The 19,722-nt window shown below is 44.5% G+C and carries 17 protein-coding genes; 7 read left to right on the forward strand and 10 right to left on the reverse strand.

The features are described 5' to 3' along the window. Positions 1-51 precede the first annotated feature (51 nt). From pnp to queA, 7 genes are all read right to left on the reverse strand, one after another. Positions 52-2,169, reverse strand: a complete 2,118-nt coding sequence (gene pnp, locus DPF91_RS15365) for a polyribonucleotide nucleotidyltransferase (RefSeq protein WP_117235313.1) — start codon at positions 2,167-2,169, stop codon at positions 52-54. A 372-nt stretch (positions 2,170-2,541) separates the two neighbouring features. Next, positions 2,542-2,811, reverse strand: a complete 270-nt coding sequence (gene rpsO, locus DPF91_RS15370) for a 30S ribosomal protein S15 (RefSeq protein ID WP_032551549.1) — start codon at positions 2,809-2,811, stop codon at positions 2,542-2,544. A gap of 286 nt (positions 2,812-3,097) precedes the next feature. Then, on the reverse strand, positions 3,098-4,045 hold the full coding sequence (gene secF / locus DPF91_RS15375) for a protein translocase subunit SecF (protein ID WP_117235315.1): 948 nt from the start codon (positions 4,043-4,045) through the stop codon (positions 3,098-3,100). Between the two features lie 13 nt (positions 4,046-4,058). Then, positions 4,059-5,915 carry a protein translocase subunit SecD gene (gene secD, locus DPF91_RS15380; protein ID WP_117235316.1) on the reverse strand — a complete coding sequence of 619 codons (1,857 nt, stop codon included), beginning with the start codon at positions 5,913-5,915 and terminating at the stop codon, positions 4,059-4,061. Between the two features lie 19 nt (positions 5,916-5,934). Then, a complete protein-coding gene (gene yajC, locus DPF91_RS15385; protein ID WP_117235317.1) occupies positions 5,935-6,270 on the reverse strand; it encodes a preprotein translocase subunit YajC in 336 nt (111 codons plus the stop codon). Between the two features lie 102 nt (positions 6,271-6,372). Beyond that, on the reverse strand, positions 6,373-7,518 hold the full coding sequence (tgt, locus tag DPF91_RS15390) for a tRNA guanosine(34) transglycosylase Tgt (protein ID WP_117235318.1): 1,146 nt from the start codon (positions 7,516-7,518) through the stop codon (positions 6,373-6,375). 276 nt (positions 7,519-7,794) lie between these two features. Further along, complete coding sequence (queA, locus tag DPF91_RS15395; protein ID WP_117235319.1) at positions 7,795-8,847, reverse strand: tRNA preQ1(34) S-adenosylmethionine ribosyltransferase-isomerase QueA; 1,053 nt, start codon at positions 8,845-8,847, stop codon at positions 7,795-7,797. A gap of 260 nt (positions 8,848-9,107) precedes the next feature. Here queA and DPF91_RS15400 point away from each other — a divergent pair, with 260 nt between their 5' ends. After that, a complete protein-coding gene (locus DPF91_RS15400) occupies positions 9,108-9,548 on the forward strand; it encodes a CBS domain-containing protein (RefSeq protein WP_117235320.1) in 441 nt (146 codons plus the stop codon). An 88-nt stretch (positions 9,549-9,636) separates the two neighbouring features. On the opposite strand, the gene aceA is transcribed toward DPF91_RS15400, so the two are convergent. From aceA to DPF91_RS15415, 3 genes are all read right to left on the reverse strand, one after another. Beyond that, positions 9,637-10,947: an isocitrate lyase gene (gene aceA, locus DPF91_RS15405; RefSeq protein WP_117235321.1), complete on the reverse strand. Its 1,311-nt coding sequence runs from the start codon at positions 10,945-10,947 to the stop codon at positions 9,637-9,639. Positions 10,948-11,089: 142 nt separating this feature from the next. Beyond that, positions 11,090-12,718 (reverse strand): malate synthase A, encoded by a 1,629-nt coding sequence (aceB, locus tag DPF91_RS15410; RefSeq protein ID WP_117235322.1) that lies wholly within the window; start codon positions 12,716-12,718, stop codon positions 11,090-11,092. Between the two features lie 510 nt (positions 12,719-13,228). Then, positions 13,229-14,134, reverse strand: a complete 906-nt coding sequence (locus tag DPF91_RS15415) for a hydrogen peroxide-inducible genes activator (RefSeq protein WP_117235323.1) — start codon at positions 14,132-14,134, stop codon at positions 13,229-13,231. A gap of 221 nt (positions 14,135-14,355) precedes the next feature. On the opposite strand from DPF91_RS15415, the gene DPF91_RS15420 reads away from it, so the two are divergent. The 6 genes from DPF91_RS15420 (at position 14,356) to DPF91_RS15445 (ending at position 19,615) form a co-directional block, all read left to right on the forward strand. Further along, on the forward strand, positions 14,356-14,964 hold the full coding sequence (locus DPF91_RS15420; RefSeq protein ID WP_117235324.1) for a peroxiredoxin C: 609 nt from the start codon (positions 14,356-14,358) through the stop codon (positions 14,962-14,964). A 282-nt stretch (positions 14,965-15,246) separates the two neighbouring features. After that, on the forward strand, positions 15,247-15,999 hold the full coding sequence (locus tag DPF91_RS15425; RefSeq protein WP_117235325.1) for a copper homeostasis protein CutC: 753 nt from the start codon (positions 15,247-15,249) through the stop codon (positions 15,997-15,999). Positions 16,000-16,044: 45 nt separating this feature from the next. After that, positions 16,045-16,974, forward strand: a complete 930-nt coding sequence (locus tag DPF91_RS15430; protein WP_117235326.1) for a LysR family transcriptional regulator — start codon at positions 16,045-16,047, stop codon at positions 16,972-16,974. 218 nt (positions 16,975-17,192) lie between these two features. Further along, positions 17,193-17,870 carry a hypothetical protein gene (locus DPF91_RS15435; protein ID WP_117235327.1) on the forward strand — a complete coding sequence of 226 codons (678 nt, stop codon included), beginning with the start codon at positions 17,193-17,195 and terminating at the stop codon, positions 17,868-17,870. A 49-nt stretch (positions 17,871-17,919) separates the two neighbouring features. Then, complete coding sequence (locus tag DPF91_RS15440; RefSeq protein ID WP_117235328.1) at positions 17,920-18,594, forward strand: hypothetical protein; 675 nt, start codon at positions 17,920-17,922, stop codon at positions 18,592-18,594. A 91-nt stretch (positions 18,595-18,685) separates the two neighbouring features. Further along, the gene (locus DPF91_RS15445) at positions 18,686-19,615 is read left to right on the forward strand and encodes a LysR family transcriptional regulator (protein ID WP_117235329.1); all 930 of its coding nucleotides are present in this window, start codon (positions 18,686-18,688) and stop codon (positions 19,613-19,615) included. The last annotated feature ends 107 nt before the right edge of the window (positions 19,616-19,722 follow it).

Here is a 19,722-nt window from a genome sequence, read left to right on the forward strand (position 1 = left end):
TATTATAAATTGGCTAAAAAAAAACCAATTCTTTATAAGCCTACAGTTGCATTACTCAGCTGCTGGCGCTTCGCCTTCAGCCTTCTCAACTGCTTCTTTCATGCTTAGACGAACACGGCCTTGGCGGTCGATTTCAAGTACTTTAACTTGAACTTCTTGACCTTCAGTTAGGTAGTCAGACACTTTCTCAACACGCTTGTCCGCGATTTGAGAGATGTGTACTAGACCATCTTTACCAGGTAGTACTGTCACGAATGCACCAAAGTCAGCTAGACGAGCAACTTTACCCGTGTAGATGCGACCTACTTCAACTTCAGCAGTGATCTCTTCGATACGGCGGATAGCTTCTTTCGCAGCTGTACCTTCAGTTGCAGCAATCTTGATTGTACCGTCGTCATCGATCTCGATAGTTGTACCAGTTTCTTCAGTTAGCTGACGGATAACCGCGCCACCTTTACCGATAACATCTTTGATCTTCTCAGCACTGATCTTCATTGTGTGAATACGCGGAGCGAACTCAGAGATATCTTCACGAGCACCAGAGATAGCTTCATCCATTACAGATAGGATGTGCTTACGTGCACCTTGCGCTTGGTTAAGAGCAATTTGCATGATCTCTTTAGTGATACCTTCGATCTTGATATCCATTTGAAGTGCTGTGATACCAGTGTTAGTACCCGCTACTTTAAAGTCCATGTCGCCTAGGTGGTCTTCGTCACCAAGGATGTCAGAAAGAACAACGAAATCGTCGCCTTCTTTAACAAGACCCATCGCGATACCCGCAACAGAAGACTTGATTGGAACACCCGCATCCATAAGCGCTAGAGACGTACCACATACAGAAGCCATTGAAGAAGAACCGTTAGATTCTGTGATTTCTGATACTACACGTACAGTGTATGGGAACTCGTCTACAGATGGCATTACCGCAGCAATACCACGCTTAGCTAGTTTACCGTGGCCGATTTCACGACGCTTAGGAGAACCTACAAAACCAGTCTCGCCAACACAGTATGGAGGGAAGTTGTAGTGTAGTAGGAAGTGATCTTTACGCTCACCCGTTAGCTCATCGATGATTTGAGCGTCACGTTGTGTGCCAAGAGTAGCAGTAACGATAGCTTGAGTTTCACCACGAGTGAATAGAGAAGAACCGTGAGTACGTGGAAGAACACCAGTACGTACATCTAGCGCACGAACCATGTCTTTTTCACGGCCATCGATACGTGGGTTACCAGCGATGATGCTGCGACGTACGACTGTTTTTTCTAGATCGTGGAAGATAGAGTGAGCTTCTTTTAGATTCACTTCTTCGTTTTCAGCTACTAGCACTTCGTTAACTTCTGCTGCGATCGCGTGGATGCGGTCGTAACGAGTCATTTTCTCAGTGATTTGGTAAGCTTCAACTAGCTTAGCTTCAGCTAGTTCAGCGATGCGAGTGTTAAGCGCAGTGTTCTCTTCTGGAGCAACCCAATCCCATGCAGGAGTAGCAACTTCAGCTTTGAATTCGTTGATTGCGTTGATAACAACTTGCTGTTGGTCATGACCAAATACAACTGCAGATAGCATCTCTTCTTCAGTTAGGTTGTCTGCTTCAGACTCAACCATAAGAACAGCGCCTTCAGTACCTGAAACAACAAGGTCAAGCTTAGAAGTTTCTAGCTCAGTGTTGCTTGGGTTAAGTACTAGTTGACCGTCGATGTGACCAACACGCGCTGCACCGATAGGGCCGTTGAACGGAATACCAGAGATAGCTAGTGCTGCAGAAGTACCGATCATTGTAACCATGTCTGGTTGAACGTCAGGGTTAACAGACATTACTGTCGCGATAACTTGTACTTCGTTTTTAAACGCGTCTGGGAATAGTGGACGGATTGGACGGTCGATTAGACGAGCCGTTAGTGTCTCACCTTCAGATGGACGACCTTCACGCTTGAAGAAACCACCAGGGATTTTACCTGCAGCGTAAGTACGCTCTTGGTAGTTAACTGTTAGTGGGAAGAAGTCTTGACCTTCTACCGCTTCTTTTTTACCTACAACAGATACGAATACAGAAGTATCGTCCATTGTAACCATTACTGCTGCTGTAGCTTGACGTGCAATAACGCCAGTTTCTAGAGTAACTGTGTGGTTACCGTACTGGAACGTTTTAACAACTGGTTTTTCGAACATGGAAATTCCTTGTTAGATTGATATGTAGATCTCCACTGCTACCAATCGCGACTAGTAAAAGCCAACTTACCGCTTCAACGTGCTCGTTAAAGACAAAATAAGCTTCTAATAGCCGCGACCATTTGGTCGACTTACGTGACTGTAGTCAGTGGGCAAAAGTGCAACTCTCTCAATACCTATCGATTAGGTTATTGAAATAGCGGCACGATTATAGACTAGTTTAAGGGCTAGATCCCCTTTATTTTCCGGCTTATGTGCTCAGCTTCTGAGAAAGAAGTAGCTTTGTTTAGTAACAAGTCATTAAGCGAAAATTAGCAGAAATAAAAAAGCCTCAGCAAATGCTGAGGCTCTTTCATCAAATTCGAGATTTGATTAGCGACGTAGACCTAGACGCTTGATAAGCTCTTGGTAACGACCAAGATCTTTACCTTTTAGGTAGTCTAGAAGCTTACGACGGCTAGAAACCATGCGTAGTAGACCACGACGGCTGTGGTGATCGCCTTTGTGAGCTTTGAAGTGACCTTGTAGGTGGTTGATAGAAGCAGTTAGTAGTGCTACTTGTACTTCTGGTGAACCAGTGTCGCCTTCAGAACGTGCGTATTCTGCAACGATTGCTGCTTTAGTTTCTGCATTCAGAGACATAATGCTCTCCTAATAAGAGTAGGTTAATATTTGTGCCAGCCAATCTCTGATTCAGCCGACACGGGAGCGCGTATTCTATGGAAAACTGTATTCAAATTCAACAGATAATTTAAATTCGGTTTACAGGCAGAAAACTAGATAGCAAGAGAACTAGATATCTAGTAGCACAGCGCTCTGTAGGACGAAGTCCGTTCTAGGTTTCTCTATAAAAAAAGCCCCAACCTTTCGGTCGGGGCTTGATATTTTAAAGCATAAGCTTCAAGAAACGACTTCTTGCTCAACGCCCTTATGGCATTTCGTCGAACTCAGCGCCTTCTTTTTCAACCTGAGGTGGCATTAAGTGCTCACGTTCTACACCCAGTTTCAGCGCAAGAGCAGAAGCTACGTAGATCGAAGAGTAAGTACCTACAGTAATACCGAGTAACAACGCCGTAGCGAAACCATGGATCATCGCTCCACCTTGAGTGAATAGCGCGATAACCACAAACAGTGTCGTTGCTGATGTAATTAATGTACGGCTCAATGTTTGAGTTACTGAGCTGTTCATCACCTCTGTTGGCTCACCCTTGCGCATTTTGCGGAAGTTCTCACGAATACGGTCAAACACAACAATGGTATCATTGAGCGAGTAACCAACAACCGTAAGCAGCGCCGCTACAATCGTTAGATCGACTTCGATTTGCATCAAAGAGAAGATACCTAGCGTGATGATGATATCATGCGCCAATGCTAGCACCGCACCCGCAGCTAGACGCCATTCAAAGCGCATAGATACATAGATCAAAATACAGATAAGTGATACTAAGATTGCAAGACCACCAGCTTCGGTTAGTTCGTCCCCAACATTCGGTCCCACAAACTCAATTCGGCGCATTTCAACGCTCTTGCCAGTACCATCTTTAATTGCATTAAGGATTTGGTTGCCAAGTGTCTCGCCCGCCATATCATCACGAGGACGAAGACGAACCATCACATCGCGAGCAGAACCAAAGTTTTGCACCGTTGCATCACCAAAGCCTTTCGCTTCAAGCGAGCTACGGATCTCCTCCAGATCAGCAGGCTGTTCAAAGCCAACCTCAATCAGCGTACCACCGGTGAAGTCTAGACCCCAGTTCAACCATTTAGTTGAAAGGGTAAAGATCGCCGTAGCAATCATGACAAGAGAGAAGACAAAGGCAAACTTCGACCAACGCATAAAGTCGATCGTTTTGTCTGCTTTCATTATTTGAAACATAGTCATTCCAGCCTTAGATCGACAACTTATTAATACGTTTGCCGCCGTATAAAAGGTTTACAACACAACGTGTACCCACGATAGCTGTAAACATCGACGTCAAAATACCGATAGATAGCGTTACGGCAAAGCCTTTAATCGCACCTGTACCAACAGCAAATAGAATGATTGCAGTTAACAGCGTGGTGATATTGGCATCGGCAATCGTACTGAATGCATTCGCATATCCTTGGTGGATAGCTTGTTGTGGGCTACGACCATCACGCAACTCTTCACGAATTCGTTCAAAGATCAGTACGTTAGCATCAACCGCCATACCTACCGTTAATACAATGCCGGCAATACCTGGCAGCGTCATGGTTGCACCTGGGATCATCGACATTACACCAATGATTAACACTAGGTTAGCCATTAGAGCCAAGTTAGCGATAAAGCCAAACTTACGGTAGTAGACCAAAGTAAAGAGCATTACAGCAACCATACCCCAGATCATCGCTTGGATACCCATATCGATGTTCTGCTGACCCATAGATGGACCAATCGTACGTTCTTCAACGATAGAGATAGGTGCAATTAGAGCACCCGCTCGAAGTAGAAGCGCTAGGTTGTGAGCTTCAGCTGCAGAGTCAATACCCGTGATTCGGAAGTTACGACCAAGAGCAGACTGAATCGTCGCTTGGTTGATCACTTCTTCATACTTAGTCAGGATAACCTTGCCTTCAGGTGTCTTACGACCGCTGTCCTTGTACTCAGCAAATACCGTAGCCATTAGCTTACCGATATTTGAACGAGAGAACGCAGCCATCTTGCTACCACCTTCGCTATCTAGCGAGATGTTAACTTGAGGACGACCGTATTCATCAACACTTGAGCTCGCATCCGTAATGCTTGAACCGCCTAAGATAACGCGCTTCTTAAGTACAACAGGACGACCATCACGATCTTGCTTGATTTCGCTGCCCGCTGGAGCACGACCAGCCGCTGCCGCCGCTAAGTCTGCTTTGTCATCAACTTCACGGAACTCTAGCGTAGCTGTTGCACCAAGAATCTCTTTTGCACGAGCAGTGTCCTGAACACCTGGAAGCTCTACCACAATACGGCTTGCACCTTGGCGTTGTACCAATGGTTCAGCAACACCCAGTTCGTTTACACGATTACGTAGGATTGTGATGTTTTGCTCTACCGCGTAGTTACGGATTTCAGCTAGACGAGTTTCTGTAAAGGTGGCACGAAGCGTGAATCGACCATCAGAGTCAGAATCAACAAACTGCATGTCTGGATGTAGGTTAGTCAGTACACGTTTTGCAGAAGCAAGTTGCTCCGCATCACGTAGCAGCACTTCAACTGCATCTTTACCAGAAGGACGGATAGCACGGTAACGAATCTTCTCTTCACGAAGTTCACTACGGAATGCTTCTTCTTGCTGCGCGACCAGTTTTTCCATCGCTGCGTCCATATCCACTTCCATCAAGAAGTGAACACCACCACGAAGGTCAAGACCAAGCTTCATTGGAGCCGCACCAATAGACTCAAGCCAATCAGGTGTTGCAGCAGCTAGGTTAAGTGCCACAATAACGTCATCACCAATGCTTTCGCTGATAACATCACGCGCACTGATCTGAGTATCGGTATCGTTGAAACGAACAAGAATAGAACCGTTTTCTAGAGCAACGGACTTGTATGAAAGGTTCTCTTTTTCAAGAGATTGAGTGACAGTATCCAGCGTTGACATATCAACAGAGGCGCCACGCGCCCCTGTTACTTGAATTGCCGGATCTTCACCGTAAATATTTGGAAGTGCGTATAAGGCTGCAGTTGCAAGTGCAAATACAACCATTAAATACTTCCATAAAGGATAGCGGTTTAGCACAGCGAGGATCCTCAGGCTGTTATAGAGATTTCAGCGTACCTTTAGGTAGCACTGCAGTCACGAAGTCTTTCTTGATTACAACTTCGTTGTTTGCATTCAGTTCGATTGAAACGTAGTCGTTGTCTTCAGCAATCTTAGTGATTTTACCAACTAGACCACCGCTAGTTAGAACTTCATCACCCTTGCCCATTGAAGCCATTAGGTTTTTGTGCTCTTTAACACGTTTTGCTTGCGGGCGGTAAATCATGAAGTAGAAAATAACCGCAAACATACCTAGCATGATTAGCATCTCGAAACCGCCACCTGCTGGTGCACCTTCAGCTGCTGCGTGAGCTTGAGAAATGAAAAAACTCATTGAGAACGTCCTCTATATTTTTTGTTTAATGTTCAATAAATTGGGCTGCGCCACCCAGTTTTCAAGAGCACGGGCTCATAAAAGTGGGTGGCGCATCAAACTTTAAGACTCTGAAGTTTCTTTGTTCAGTGGTGGAACTTCACGTCCCATTCTTGCGTAGAACTCTTCAACAAACTCTTCGAAGCGATCTTCATCAATCGACTGTCGAATGTCTGCCATTACACGCTGGTAGAAACGCAGGTTGTGAATGGTATTGAGTCGAGCACCTAGGATCTCGTTACAACGGTCTAGGTGGTGCAAGTATGACTTGCTGTAATTCTTACAAGTGTAACAGTCACAGTTCGAATCTAGTGGCGTTGTATCCGTTTTATGTTTCGCATTACGGATCTTGATCACACCTTCGGTCACAAACAGGTGGCCATTACGTGCATTACGCGTTGGCATTACACAGTCGAACATGTCGATACCACGGCGTACACCTTCTACTAAATCCTCTGGTTTGCCAACACCCATTAAGTAACGAGGTTTGTCTTCCGGAAGCTGTGGACATGTGTGCTCAAGGATACGGTGCATGTCTTCTTTTGGCTCGCCTACTGCTAAACCACCGACTGCATAGCCGTCAAAACCGATATCAGTCAGACCTTTAACTGACACATCACGCAGGTCTTCGTATACGCTACCTTGAACGATGCCAAACAGTGAGTTCGGGTTTTCTTGCTTATCGAAGTGGTCACGAGAACGTTGAGCCCAACGTAGAGACATCTCCATCGATATCTTCGCTTCGTCGTGAGTCGCTGGGTAAGGCGTACACTCATCGAAGATCATCACAATATCAGACCCTAGGTCTTTTTGGATTTCCATCGACTTTTCTGCGTCCATGAAAATCTTGTCACCGTTTACTGGGTTGCGGAAATGAACACCTTCTTCGGTGATCTTACGCATTGCACCCAGGCTGAATACTTGGAAACCACCTGAATCGGTTAGGATTGGGCCTTTCCAGTTCATGAAGTCATGCAGGTCACCGTGCATCTTCATGATCTCTTGGCCAGGGCGCAACCAAAGGTGGAAGGTATTACCTAGTAGAATTTCTGCACCGGTATCAGCCACTTCTTCTGGCGTCATACCTTTAACAGTACCGTAGGTACCCACTGGCATGAATGCAGGTGTTTCTACCGTGCCACGCTCAAACTGAAGTTGACCACGACGGGCGTTACCATTTGTTTTCTTAAGTTCGTACTTTAATCTCACGAAGCCTCCAATTGTCAGAGAAACAGTCTGACGTTTCTATTGAGGAGTGGTCGCTCATCCTTGCGAGACGCAAAATGGCCAATCCATTTTGCTTCCTAGCTTACTGCTAGCACTCGTAAATTCTATTTTATTTCCAACTTCCCTTCAGTTCGTCATCCCCTACAGTGAGGAACGAACGAGATAGGGAATCTAATCTTTCATATCTCTATCGCTAAAGATCCCCGATGAACTCGTCGGCTCGCGCTCGAGGATGACATTGAATAGCGTAAGATGAAGCTAATCTGTTTTTTTGTTGATGAACATTGAATCACCATAAGAGAAGAAGCGGTACTTGTTCTCTACAGCGTGCTTATAAGCATTCATCGTATTGTCATAACCAGCGAACGCACTCACTAGCATGATCAGTGTAGACTCTGGTAGGTGGAAGTTTGTTACCAAAGCGTCAACCAGTTGGAATTCATAACCTGGGTAGATGAAAATTTCGGTGTCACCAAAGAATGGAACCAATTCAGTGCCCTTTCTTAATGCATCTTGCGCAGCACTTTCCAATGAGCGAACCGATGTTGTACCGACTGCGATCACTCGACCACCACGTGCTTTAGTTGCCGCAATGGCATCAACCACTTCTTGCGGCACTTCGACGTATTCCGAGTGCATGTGGTGCTCAAGAATGCTGTCCACTTTGACTGGCATAAACGTACCAGCACCAACGTGGAGTGTTACGTAAGCAAGGTCTGCGCCTTTAGCTTTAATTTTCTCCAGTAACGGCTCATCGAAGTGCAGGCCAGCAGTCGGAGCCGCAACAGCACCCGGCTTTGCGTTATATACAGTTTGGTAGCGCTCTTTATCCGCGTCTTCATCAGGGCGGTCAATGTACGGCGGTAGTGGCATGTGGCCTACCTGCTCCAGGATCTGCAGTACTGAGTTATCCGATTCAAAGTGGATCTCAAATAGCGCATCGTGACGGGTAACCATAGTCGCTTTAAATTCGTCATTTTCACCCAGGAAAAGCGTCGTGCCTGGTTTTGGTGATTTAGAACAACGAACATGAGCCATGATACTCTTCTCGTCGATCATGCGTTCCACCAGTACCTCTAGTTTACCGCCAGATTCTTTACGACCAAAGATACGCGCAGGAATAACTCGAGTATTGTTGAAGACCAATAAGTCTCCTGGCTCAATCAAACTCAATACGTCAGTAAAAGTATTATCCGTTAGCGACCCCGTCTCACCATTTAGGTGTAGAAGGCGACTCGCTGTACGCTCTGGCATTGGGTAGCGAGCGATAAGCTCATCAGGTAGTTCGAAGTTAAAATCGGATACTTGCATAGCGATGGTTTACCTACTGATGGAATATGATTGAGCAACGAAATTTTTTGCAGTGCGCTAGTATATTCTTCAGCCTGCGAATAGCAAGAATTGTCGGCCTTTCCCTCAATAAATTCATCAAAGTTATGCATGATTAAACCTTTTATAAACCTCTGACTTTTCTACCTCGTTCGGGTTAGCAAAATCCCGATATAGCTCTCATTTATGTTGTGAGAATCTGACTATATTAAGGTTATATTCCAGATAAAGTAGGAGGCCCTATGATCAAGGTCGAAGACATGATGACGCACAACCCACACACCTTATTGCGTTCACATTCTCTTGCCGATGCTAAGCACACCATGGAGGCTCTGGACATTCGCCATATTCCCATTGTCGATGCTGATAGACAACTTTTAGGGATCGTGACCCAAAGAGATGTATTAGCCGCACAAGAATCTAGCTTACAAAAAATTCCAGAAAACCAATCCTTTACCCTCTCCACCCCAATTAATAAAGTCATGCATACCAGCATTATGACCGTACAACCAAAGGCGGGATTGAAAGAAAGTGCTATCTATATGCAAAAGCACAAAGTGGGATGTTTGCCTGTGGTAGATGATGGTCAACTCGTTGGTATTATTACAGACAGTGATTTTGTCTCTATAGCGATTAACCTGCTTGAGCTCCAAGAAGAGACCGAACCCGAAGAGGTAGTTTAGACTCTCATTGACCACCTAAGAATAAAAGTAAAAACGCGCCTCAACTGAAGCGCGTTTTTTAGTAGTTTTCAGATAAGATTTTAGGGCGTTAGAATTGGTCTTCTTCCGTCGACCCGGTTAATGCTGTCACCGAGGAGTTGCCACCTTGAATAGTATTGGTCATCTTATCGAAGTAACCGGTACCCACCTCTTGCTGGTGAGCTACAAATGTATAGCCCTTCTCTGCCGCTTCAAACTCTGGACGTTGAACCTTCTCAACATAGTGACGCATGCCTTCACCTTGCGCATATGCGTGTGCTAGTTCAAACATGTTAAACCACATATTGTGAATGCCCGCTAGCGTAATGAACTGATACTTGTAGCCCATATTAGAAAGCTCTTGTTGGAACTTAGCAATTGTTTCAGCGTCTAGATTTTTCTCCCAGTTGAATGAAGGTGAACAGTTGTAAGCCAGCAGCTGATCTGGATGCTCTGCCAGAATCGCTTCAGCAAATTTACGCGCTTCTTCTAAATCGGGTTTTGCGGTTTCACACCATACGAGGTCAGCATAAGGTGCATAAGCTAGGCCACGAGAGATCGCTTGGTCGATGCCGGCACGAACTTTATAGAAACCTTCTGCTGTTCGCTCACCTTCAATGAAGTCGCGATCGTATGGGTCACAATCTGATGTCAACAAGTCAGCCGCATTGGCATCGGTACGTGCAATTACCAAAGTAGTCGTCCCTGCTACGTCAGCAGCTAATCGCGCTGCCACCAATTTCTGTACCGCTTCTTGGGTTGGCACAAGCACTTTACCGCCCATGTGACCACACTTCTTAACAGAAGCAAGCTGATCCTCAAAGTGAACACCAGCAGCGCCAGCTTCAATCATCGACTTCATCAGCTCATAAGCATTGAGTACGCCACCAAATCCTGCCTCAGCATCGGCTACGATGGGTAGGAAGTAATCAATACCACCTTCATCTTCCGGTGTTTTACCACCAGCCCATTGAATTTGATCTGCACGACGAAACGAGTTGTTGATACGTTTTACTACCGACGGAACTGAGTCTACTGGGTAGAGAGATTGGTCTGGGTACATGGTAGAAGCCGTATTATTATCCGCTGCTACCTGCCAACCTGAAAGATAAATCGCTTCAATGCCTGCCTTCGCTTGCTGAACCGCTTGACCACCGGTTAGTGCACCTAAGCAGTTCACATAGCCTTTTTTCGCATCTCCATTGACTAGCGACCATAGTTTGTCAGCACCACGTTGAGCAATAGTATTTGCAGGTACCATAGAGCCTCGAAGTTCTACTACTTCTTCTGCTGTGTAAGTTCGTTTTACGTTTTTCCAGCGAGGATTCGTTGCCCAGTCTTTTTCTAAAGCTTCGATTTGTTGGCGGCGAGTTAAAGTCATAGTAATTCCCTCTTACTTTGGGCGAACCCAGTTATTATCGATTTCCTTCCAGTACTTCTCGGCTCTGTTGGTAGAAATTCAGTTTCACGTTATTGGATATTGCTGTTACGGGCAGGTTTTTCCTGCCTCATTTAAGATTCATTTAGTCGAGCAGTTCGTAGCCCGGCAGAGTTAAAAAGTTCTCTAACTCATCACTGGTGGTTATCTGCTTCATCAGCTCTGAGGCTTGCTCAAATCTCCCCAGTTCAAATCGCTCTGCACCGAGCTCTTGTTTCACCACTTGTATTTCTTCATTAAGGTATTGCTCAAACAGTGCTTTAGTAACCGTCTTACCGTTATCTAGTGACTTACCATGTTTGATCCATTGCCAAATGGAGGCGCGAGAGATTTCCGCAGTGGCCGCGTCTTCCATCAAGCCATAGATAGGCACACAACCATTGCCTGAAATCCACGCCTCAATGTATTGCAATGCCACGCGAATGTTATGGCGCATCCCTACTTCAGTTCTTTCACCTTCACAAGGCATCAATAACTGCTCTGCAGTAATCGCTTCATCTTGCTCACGGATAACGTCGAGTTGGTTGGTTCGACTACCTAAAGTGTTATCAAATACAGCCATTGCAGTATCTGCTAATCCAGGGTGCGCTACCCAAGTACCATCGTGACCATTGTTGGCTTCTAGCGACTTATCGTTATTAATTTTGTCTAGAACCAACTGGTTTTCTGCCGGGTCTTTTGCCGGGATAAAGGCAGCCATCCCCCCCATAGCAAACGCTCCACGGCGATGACAGGTACGCACTAATAGTCGTGAGTAGGCATTCAAAAATGGTTTATCCATAGTCACTACTTGGCGATCAGGCAGCACACGCTCTGGATAATTTTTTAGGGTTTTAATGTAGCTGAAGATGTAATCCCATCGACCACAATTCAAACCAACAATATGTTCTTTAAGGGCAAACAAGATCTCGTCCATTTGGAATACTGCAGGCAAGGTTTCAATCAGTACCGTCGCCTTGATGACACCGGTATCCAAGCCAAAGTAATCTTCTGTGAAGTGAAAAACTTCGCTCCACCATTGTGCTTCTTGGTGATCTTGAAGCTTAGGGATGTAGAAATATGGGCCACTACCTTTCTTTAGTAAATTTTTGTAGTTATTAAAGAAGTAAATAGCGAAATCAAATAGCGCTCCCGGAATAGGCATTCCTGATAAAAGGACATGTTTTTCTTTTAAGTGAAGTCCTCTCACACGGCAAATCATTACTGCAGGATCTTCTTTGAGCTGATAGTGTTTTCCATTAGTTGGATTGGTGTAATCAATCGTTTGATTAACAGCATCGCGAAGGTTTATCTGACCATCCAGTACCTTGCCCCACGCAGGTGACATCGAATCTTCAAAGTCAGCCATGAATACCTTTACATTTGCATTCAGGGCATTGATCACCATCTTTCTGTCGGTTGGACCGGTAATTTCAACTCGGCGATCTTGCAGATCATTCGGAATCCCTAAGATCTTCCAGCTTCCTTCCCGAATATCTTGGGTTTCCGTTAAGAAATCCGGTAACTCGCCATCATCGATTTTTTGTTGTCGAACTTCTCGTTGTTCCAGTAACTCATCCACTTGTGATGCAAAGCGCTCACAAAGCGAACTCAGAAAGGCTTGGGCTTCGTAAGAGAGAACCTCCTCATGCTGTGCATTCACTACACCGTTGATCACAAGGCGGTTTTGATTCTCTATTGAGTGACTCTTTTCTGGGGTAGCGGATGCAAACATAGACTCTTCCTTAAAATCTTTCATCTGTAACTAAAATCCAACATTAAATTTCAAGTGATACCATGAAATGGATAACACCTTCGACTTCTACGTTACGCTTCTGTCAGAGTTATTCAATAATTCCATACCTAGACATAAGTCTTAACGCCCTATTAAATCTAGCTTTAAACAACTTAGAGTAAAAGTACTAAGTTACAATTAGAGTTAAATTCGACAGATCATAAAATCAGAGAGATAGAACAGTTATTGAAAGTTATTACGTAATTAAATTACAAGATTGGTTTCTCTGTTTTTTGCAAAAAACGAAGAGTTAAGAACGTTACCCCCTTGAGAACAGACACTTAGTGAGCAATAACAGAGTACGGATTGTAAAATTGACACTGTGAAATTTCACAAGCTTATGAAATTCACTCCCATAAGAGCTGTAAAATTTCACAATAAAAAAACCACTGTCGGAATTAAATTCTGACAACGGTTTTAAAATAGTTAAAACACAGAATATTTAACTAGCTACAAAAGCTCAGAAACCACATCCGCTAATTGATTAAAGGTTTCGCTACGAGAAGAGCTTGGACGCCACACTAACCCGATATCACGATAAGCTTGCTGACCTGGAGGGTCGACCACCACTAGGTTCTGGTTGTCGAGTAGACCATGCTCAATCGCCATTTGAGGAATAAAGGTGGTACCCAAACCATTCGCCACCATTTGGACTAAAGTATGAAGGCTTGTCGCGGTAAATGGATTAATTTTTTCTTTATCTGTCAATTTACACGCTGAAACCGCGTGCTCAGTTAAGCAGTGTTCATTCTCAAGAAGGAAAACAGACTCATCCGGAAGGTCATCATATTTAATAGGCACTCGAATTGCGTTAGCTTGGTTGCGGCTAATCACCATGCGAAACGCATCTTGCCCTACAACTCGGCTATCCATTTCACCGATATCAACAGGCAACGCTAATATAAGGACATCCAACTCACCGTGACGGAGAGCGGCCATCAGATTAGTGGTTGTATCTTCTCTTAATAGAAGGTTTAGTTGCGGGAACTTTTGATTTACCTCTTGAACAAGGTCGATCAAAAGAAATGGAGCGATCGTGGGAATACAGCCTACTTTAAGTGGCCCCTGCATCGCACCACCTTGGCACAGCTGCCCAAGCTCAACCAGATCTTGACCTTTGGCAAGCAATTCACGCCCTTGCTTGACGACCATCTCACCAGCATGGGTGAACACAAGCGGGCTCTTCTTGTCCTTCTTTTCATAGAGAGGGCAGCCAATAAGCTCTTCAAGGTTTTGAATACCTTTACTTAGGGTCGACTGGCTGACAAAGCAACGCTCTGCTGCATCACCAAAGTGACGGGTTTCGTGCAGCATCACAAGGTAATGCAGCTGTTTTAAACTGGGCCATTTGTTCATACAGGGACTCAAATACTTATCGTACAATTAACCATTCAGTTAGAATCGATTAATCGAAAAAATAGATACGTTTATTATCGCTTTTTTCGATTGAATTAATCTATTTATTTCGCTTTTTTCACACCTCATTTCTGTACTATAGTTTGTGTCGAACGAAAACGGACTAAGTCAGAACCTAAGTTTCTGGCTTAAACTAATTAAAGAATTTTAGGAGCAACACAATGGTACTAGTAGGTCGCCAAGCACCAGATTTCACTTCAGCTGCAGTTCTAGGTAACGGTGAGATCGTTGAAAACTTCAACTTTGCTGAGTTCACTAAAGGCAAAAAAGCAGTAGTATTCTTCTACCCACTAGACTTCACATTCGTTTGTCCTTCAGAGCTTATCGCTTTTGACAACCGTCTAGCTGACTTCCAAGCGAAAGGCGTTGAAGTAATCGGTGTTTCTATCGATTCTCAATTCTCTCACAACGCATGGCGTAACACTGCTATCGCAGACGGTGGTATCGGTGAAGTGAAGTACCCTCTAGTTGCTGACGTGAAGCACGAAATCTGTCAAGCATACGGTATCGAACACCCAGAAGCTGGTGTTGCTTTCCGTGCATCTTTCCTAATCGATGACACTGGTCTTGTTCGTCACCAAGTAGTTAACGACCTACCACTAGGCCGTAACATCGACGAAATGCTGCGCATGGTTGACGCACTAAACTTCCACGAGAAGAACGGTGAAGTTTGTCCAGCACAGTGGGAAGAAGGCAAATCAGGTATGGACGCAACTCCAACTGGCGTAGCTGCATTCCTATCTGAGCACGCAGACGACCTAAGCAAGTAATTGCCCTTTTAACACCTAAGCTCAATAGGTGAACGGTTGGAGCTTTCAAAAAGAAAGCACATATAAAGCAATAGCGTAAAAACGCAGCGCCAATCAGTTAAAAGTGAAGTCAAAGAATCAAAGCCCGAAGCACTGCTTCGGGCTTTTTGCATTTTTTAACCTGCATTTGTCTCACTTACTTACAAGTTCCTATTTGAGGAAAGCAAACTCTTACATTTCTACCTCAATTGCTAGCGCGAGCTAAGATACACTTACGCTCAGAAAAAACTCAGGAGCTTTCTCATGCAATTCCATATCGAAGTTTGTATCGATAACCTAGAATCTCTTCATAACGCTATCGCCGGTGGAGCAACACGCATTGAACTTTGCTCTTCTCTCGCGCTTGGAGGGTTAACCCCCAGCTTTGGGTTCATGAAAAAAGCCGCGCAGATCTCGCCTATTCCTGTTTATGCGATGATTCGCCCTCGTCAGGCTGACTTTCTTTATGATCAAGATGATGTTGACGCCATGCTTATGGATATAGAGGCTGCAGCTGAAGCTGGCCTGCAAGGCGTTGTGTTTGGTGTGCTTACAGAAAGTGGGGCTATTGATAAGTCGGTCGCTAAACAATTAATGACACGAGCACAATCTTTTGGTCTTGGCGTCACGTTTCACCGCGCCATAGACCAAAGCGTAAACTTAGAACAAGCCATTGACGATATAGCTGAGCTTGGCTGTGATCGAGTCTTAACATCAGGCCTCGCATCGAACGTGACTCTAGGTAAAGAGACACTCGCAAAGATGGTTGATTTGGCAAATGGTCGTTTTTCTATCATGGCTGGAGCCGGCTTAAACGCCAGCAATGTACAAATGATAATTGAACAAGCCGGGATTAGAGAAGTACATTTATCTGCGAAAGGCTCCCGCCCTAGTAGAATGAAAGTTCAATCAATTGATGCCAAAATGGGCAATGAATCATTTGATGACTTTATCATTCCATTAACGGACAGCAATACGCTACAAGCCCTTGTTTCCAAAGTGTTATCTTATAATTAGCACCAATACAAAATCAATTTCACAACCTAAGGGCTCTCTTCTCTCATGAATCGAGATCTGTTCTTTAGTTTAGACCTCAACTTGTTACGTACTTTATTGGTCTTATCTCAAGAGAAAAACATGCGTAAAGCTTCCCAGCGCTTATTCGTCTCACAGCCAGCAATCAGCCAAGCTTTGCAGAAACTACGTAATCACTTTGATGACGAGCTATTTGTTAAAGCACCCAAGGGGCTAGAGGCAACCCCATTTGCTAAACAGCTGGTCAACGACCTGACTCCGTATCTAGATGGACTAGCGAATGCACTTAATAAACGAGAAGAGTTCGATCCTGAAACTTTACAGCAAAGTCTAAGAATTGCCGTTGCTCCTGTTGTTTTAACGTGTTTATCCGGTGCACTTTTTCAGCATCTAAATAAAATCGCACCAAACTGCACCATAGAGTTGTTGGGTTGGTCTAAAGATACCTTTGATGATTTACAAAAAGGAGAAGTTCTCATTGGGTTGACACTCGACACTGATGCCCCACAAGGGATATACGCGCATCATGTTTCACAAATCGAAGGCAAATTGATTGTTCGAGCAGGTCATCCAATCACTCATTCACCAGTTACCTCAAAGGATATGGAGCCGTATCCGATTGCGTCGATACACTCCCCTGGTTGGAATGATCATGTCACTATTGCAGCTGAGATGATGAAAAGAGACGGTGCAAACCCAACCGTTGGATTTCGCTCCCAATTTGTAATGGCAGTGGTTGATGTTATCGAACACACTGACTTTTTCATGCCCCATTCAGACCTATTTCCACTGCACCGATTCCCAAATTTGAAAGCGTTAACACCCAATATCAATGGTCACGTTTATAAACAAGACCTCTATTGTTACTACCACACCAAGCATAGAAACCATGCATTGATCACCTGGCTTCACCAACAGATTCAATATGTTGTAGAACAAGAACGCCAACAATCTTGATAAGAAAATCTTATTGCCTTAATAATTTCAAATAATTAGAAGCTATTACGTAAACCTTTCATTATCACTTCCGCACTTAGCTACCTGTCAGGGAAGACGGGTAGATAAGACAAGATATCGGTAGTGGATTTTAAACCTAAGTCTTTGTCTTCTCGCTAATGGATTAGCACTTCAATTTCTATGAGATTTCATTTAGACAATTTTTAGGTAATAAGATAATGAAAAAAACATTACTCGCGCTTGTCGTAACTGGTTCTTTTGCACTTGCAGGCTGTTCTTCTTCAAACGGCGGCAGTGGTTCGAATGGTGGTACTTCTCCTGATTATGGTGATACTCCAGATTGGGGACTAGTTGCAGATGATAGCCCAGCTCGCCCTGAACCTGTCGATCCTGGTTTTGGATTAGTGACTCCACCGGTAGATCGCCCTATGCCAGACAATACTCCGGATCGTCCATTGCCGGAAGACACTCCAGACCGCCCACTCCCTGGAGATACACCTGACTGGAGTGGTCCTGTAGATACGCCGGACCGTCCATTGCCGGAAGATACTCCAGACCGCCCACTCCCTGGAGATACACCTGACTGGAGTGGTCCTGTAGATACGCCGGACCGTCCATTGCCGGAAGATACTCCAGACCGCCCACTTCCTGGAGATACGCCTGACTGGAGCGGTCCTGTAGATACGCCAGATCGTCCATTGCCGGAAGATACTCCAGACCGCCCACTTCCTGGAGATACGCCTGACTGGAGCGGTCCTGTAGATACGCCAGATCGTCCTAGTATCGAAGATATGCCTACTTGGGGTGGTGAAGCAGATCCAGAAGTAAGCCCTGCAATCAACTCTATCGACCGCAATAAAGTACGTGATGCAATCCGCTCACGCCTAAACGGTTAATACCCAACGCCCTGAGCCCATTTTGGCTCAGGGCATAATAAGAATTCCCATGAAAAGACTCCCACTCACACTCCTGCTTAGTTCAATCAGTTCAGCTAGTCTTGCCGACGTCACTGTCTCTGTAGAAAAAGATTTCTTTGAGTTAGGGCTTTACGCCTCGTTATTCGATAACAGCTACCTGTTTGTTGGGGCTGATACCGATGATTGGCTTGGGGTTGGTGTAGGCTATCGCTATGACGTAAATCAACGCTGGCGATTAAGCGCATACTATGAATATGGCCTTTATGATGACTGGTTAATGCATGAGCTTGGCATTGATGGTGTTAAAACCTCTAGCCACCAATTAGACCTGGGAGCCACTCGTTACTTTACACAAAGCGCAATCAACCTTGGGATCACAGGGGAACATGTTCGTAATGGCTTTACTGGATTGACCGTCGATGATGTTGATCGTTATTCCGCTTATGTGGGTTACTCATATTACTTCGAGCATGTTTATCTCTCATCTAAATACGAGCACTACATGGCTATCGATAAATCCGATATGAAAGACTTTAATCAAGGACGCGCAAATGTCTGGGAGTTATCTGTAGGCTCGATGAAGTCATTTTATAAGTTCTTTCCATATGCCAAAGTCAGTATTTTTGACCCAAATGGCTCTTATTACGGATTGACTAACTCCGACGTCACTTTTTCTATCAACGGTACTTTCTCTTTTAAGTAGTTAACCAGCCAGAGTTGGTGATTCCACCCTATCGCAATAACAATGAACTCTAGTATATTAGTAGTTTCAATATAGCGACTCATGGAATGTTATGGCTAAGGATCTATTCAGCTCTCTTGATTTAAACCTATTGCGCACCTTTTTGGTTGTATACCAAGAGCAAAATACCAGAAAGGCAGCAGAGCGATTATTTGTATCTCAACCCGCTGTGAGTCAGGCATTACAAAAGCTGCGACACCACTTCAACGACGATCTATTTGTTAAAGTGCATGGTGGATTACAGCCTACCTACTTTTGTGAACAGCTTGCTACTAAAATAACTCCGCACTTGGATGGTTTAATGACAGCAGTCAACTTATCCAGTGAATTCGACCCTAAAGAAATTGATTTTCCAATTCGGATCGCCTTATCACCTGTCGTCATGGCTTGTCTATCTGGTGCACTGTACAAAAACATCAAACAGCAAGCACCGAATTGCCAATTAGAGTTAACCAACTGGAGCACATTCTCTGCTGAGGATATCCAAAGAGACCATGTTCTACTCGGTGTGGGTTACCAATTGCCCAACGCCTCAAAAGAACTCTACGTTAAAAAGCTTGTTGATATTACTGGGCGCCTATTTGTTAGAAAGGGACACCCCCTTAGCCAATCCATCGTCAAACCTAGTGAACTTGCAGGCTACGATATCGCATCGCTGATATCACCAGGCTGGAATGACAACTTTAGTCAAGCGTCTCAGGTGTTGTCTGAGCACTCCGTGCCACACCAAGTTGGGTTTCGCTCCGAAATACTGATGGCCGTTATTGATGTCATCCTAAACTCTGATATGTACATGCCTCACTCTAACCTATTCCCCATACAAAACTATCCAAGTTTAAGAGCCATCGAAGTCGATGTAGAAGATAAACACAAGTTTGTTTCTGTATACAGCCATATCCATACAAAGAATAGAAACAACCCGCTATTAATTTGGCTGTATGAAGTTATCAAAGACGCACTTATCGAACAGGTTAATAAGTAATACTTATTTCCCATATACAAAATACTACTTAGCCTAATAAAAGGACACTGTTTAATATTAGCTCTATCAAACGGACACTGAAGTACGAAGGATCGTGCAGTTAAAGT

It is taken from the genome of Vibrio maerlii (genome assembly GCF_003415655.1).
Lineage (GTDB): Bacteria > Pseudomonadota > Gammaproteobacteria > Enterobacterales > Vibrionaceae > Vibrio > Vibrio maerlii.

Excerpts from the sequence above, each read along its gene's own strand:
- pnp (WP_117235313.1), bottom strand. The coding sequence starts at position 2,169 with ATGTTCGAAAAACCAGTTGTTAAAACGTTCCAGTACGGTAACCACACA.
- rpsO (WP_032551549.1), bottom strand. The coding sequence starts at position 2,811 with ATGTCTCTGAATGCAGAAACTAAAGCAGCAATCGTTGCAGAATACGCA.
- secF (WP_117235315.1), bottom strand. The coding sequence starts at position 4,045 with ATGTTTCAAATAATGAAAGCAGACAAAACGATCGACTTTATGCGTTGG.
- yajC (WP_117235317.1), bottom strand. The coding sequence starts at position 6,270 with ATGAGTTTTTTCATTTCTCAAGCTCACGCAGCAGCTGAAGGTGCACCA.
- queA (WP_117235319.1), bottom strand. The coding sequence starts at position 8,847 with ATGCAAGTATCCGATTTTAACTTCGAACTACCTGATGAGCTTATCGCT.
- DPF91_RS15400 (WP_117235320.1), top strand. The coding sequence starts at position 9,108 with ATGATCAAGGTCGAAGACATGATGACGCACAACCCACACACCTTATTG.
- aceA (WP_117235321.1), bottom strand. The coding sequence starts at position 10,947 with ATGACTTTAACTCGCCGCCAACAAATCGAAGCTTTAGAAAAAGACTGG.
- aceB (WP_117235322.1), bottom strand. The coding sequence starts at position 12,718 with ATGTTTGCATCCGCTACCCCAGAAAAGAGTCACTCAATAGAGAATCAA.
- DPF91_RS15415 (WP_117235323.1), bottom strand. The coding sequence starts at position 14,134 with ATGAACAAATGGCCCAGTTTAAAACAGCTGCATTACCTTGTGATGCTG.
- DPF91_RS15420 (WP_117235324.1), top strand. The coding sequence starts at position 14,356 with ATGGTACTAGTAGGTCGCCAAGCACCAGATTTCACTTCAGCTGCAGTT.
- DPF91_RS15425 (WP_117235325.1), top strand. The coding sequence starts at position 15,247 with ATGCAATTCCATATCGAAGTTTGTATCGATAACCTAGAATCTCTTCAT.
- DPF91_RS15430 (WP_117235326.1), top strand. The coding sequence starts at position 16,045 with ATGAATCGAGATCTGTTCTTTAGTTTAGACCTCAACTTGTTACGTACT.
- DPF91_RS15435 (WP_117235327.1), top strand. The coding sequence starts at position 17,193 with ATGAAAAAAACATTACTCGCGCTTGTCGTAACTGGTTCTTTTGCACTT.
- DPF91_RS15440 (WP_117235328.1), top strand. The coding sequence starts at position 17,920 with ATGAAAAGACTCCCACTCACACTCCTGCTTAGTTCAATCAGTTCAGCT.
- DPF91_RS15445 (WP_117235329.1), top strand. The coding sequence starts at position 18,686 with ATGGCTAAGGATCTATTCAGCTCTCTTGATTTAAACCTATTGCGCACC.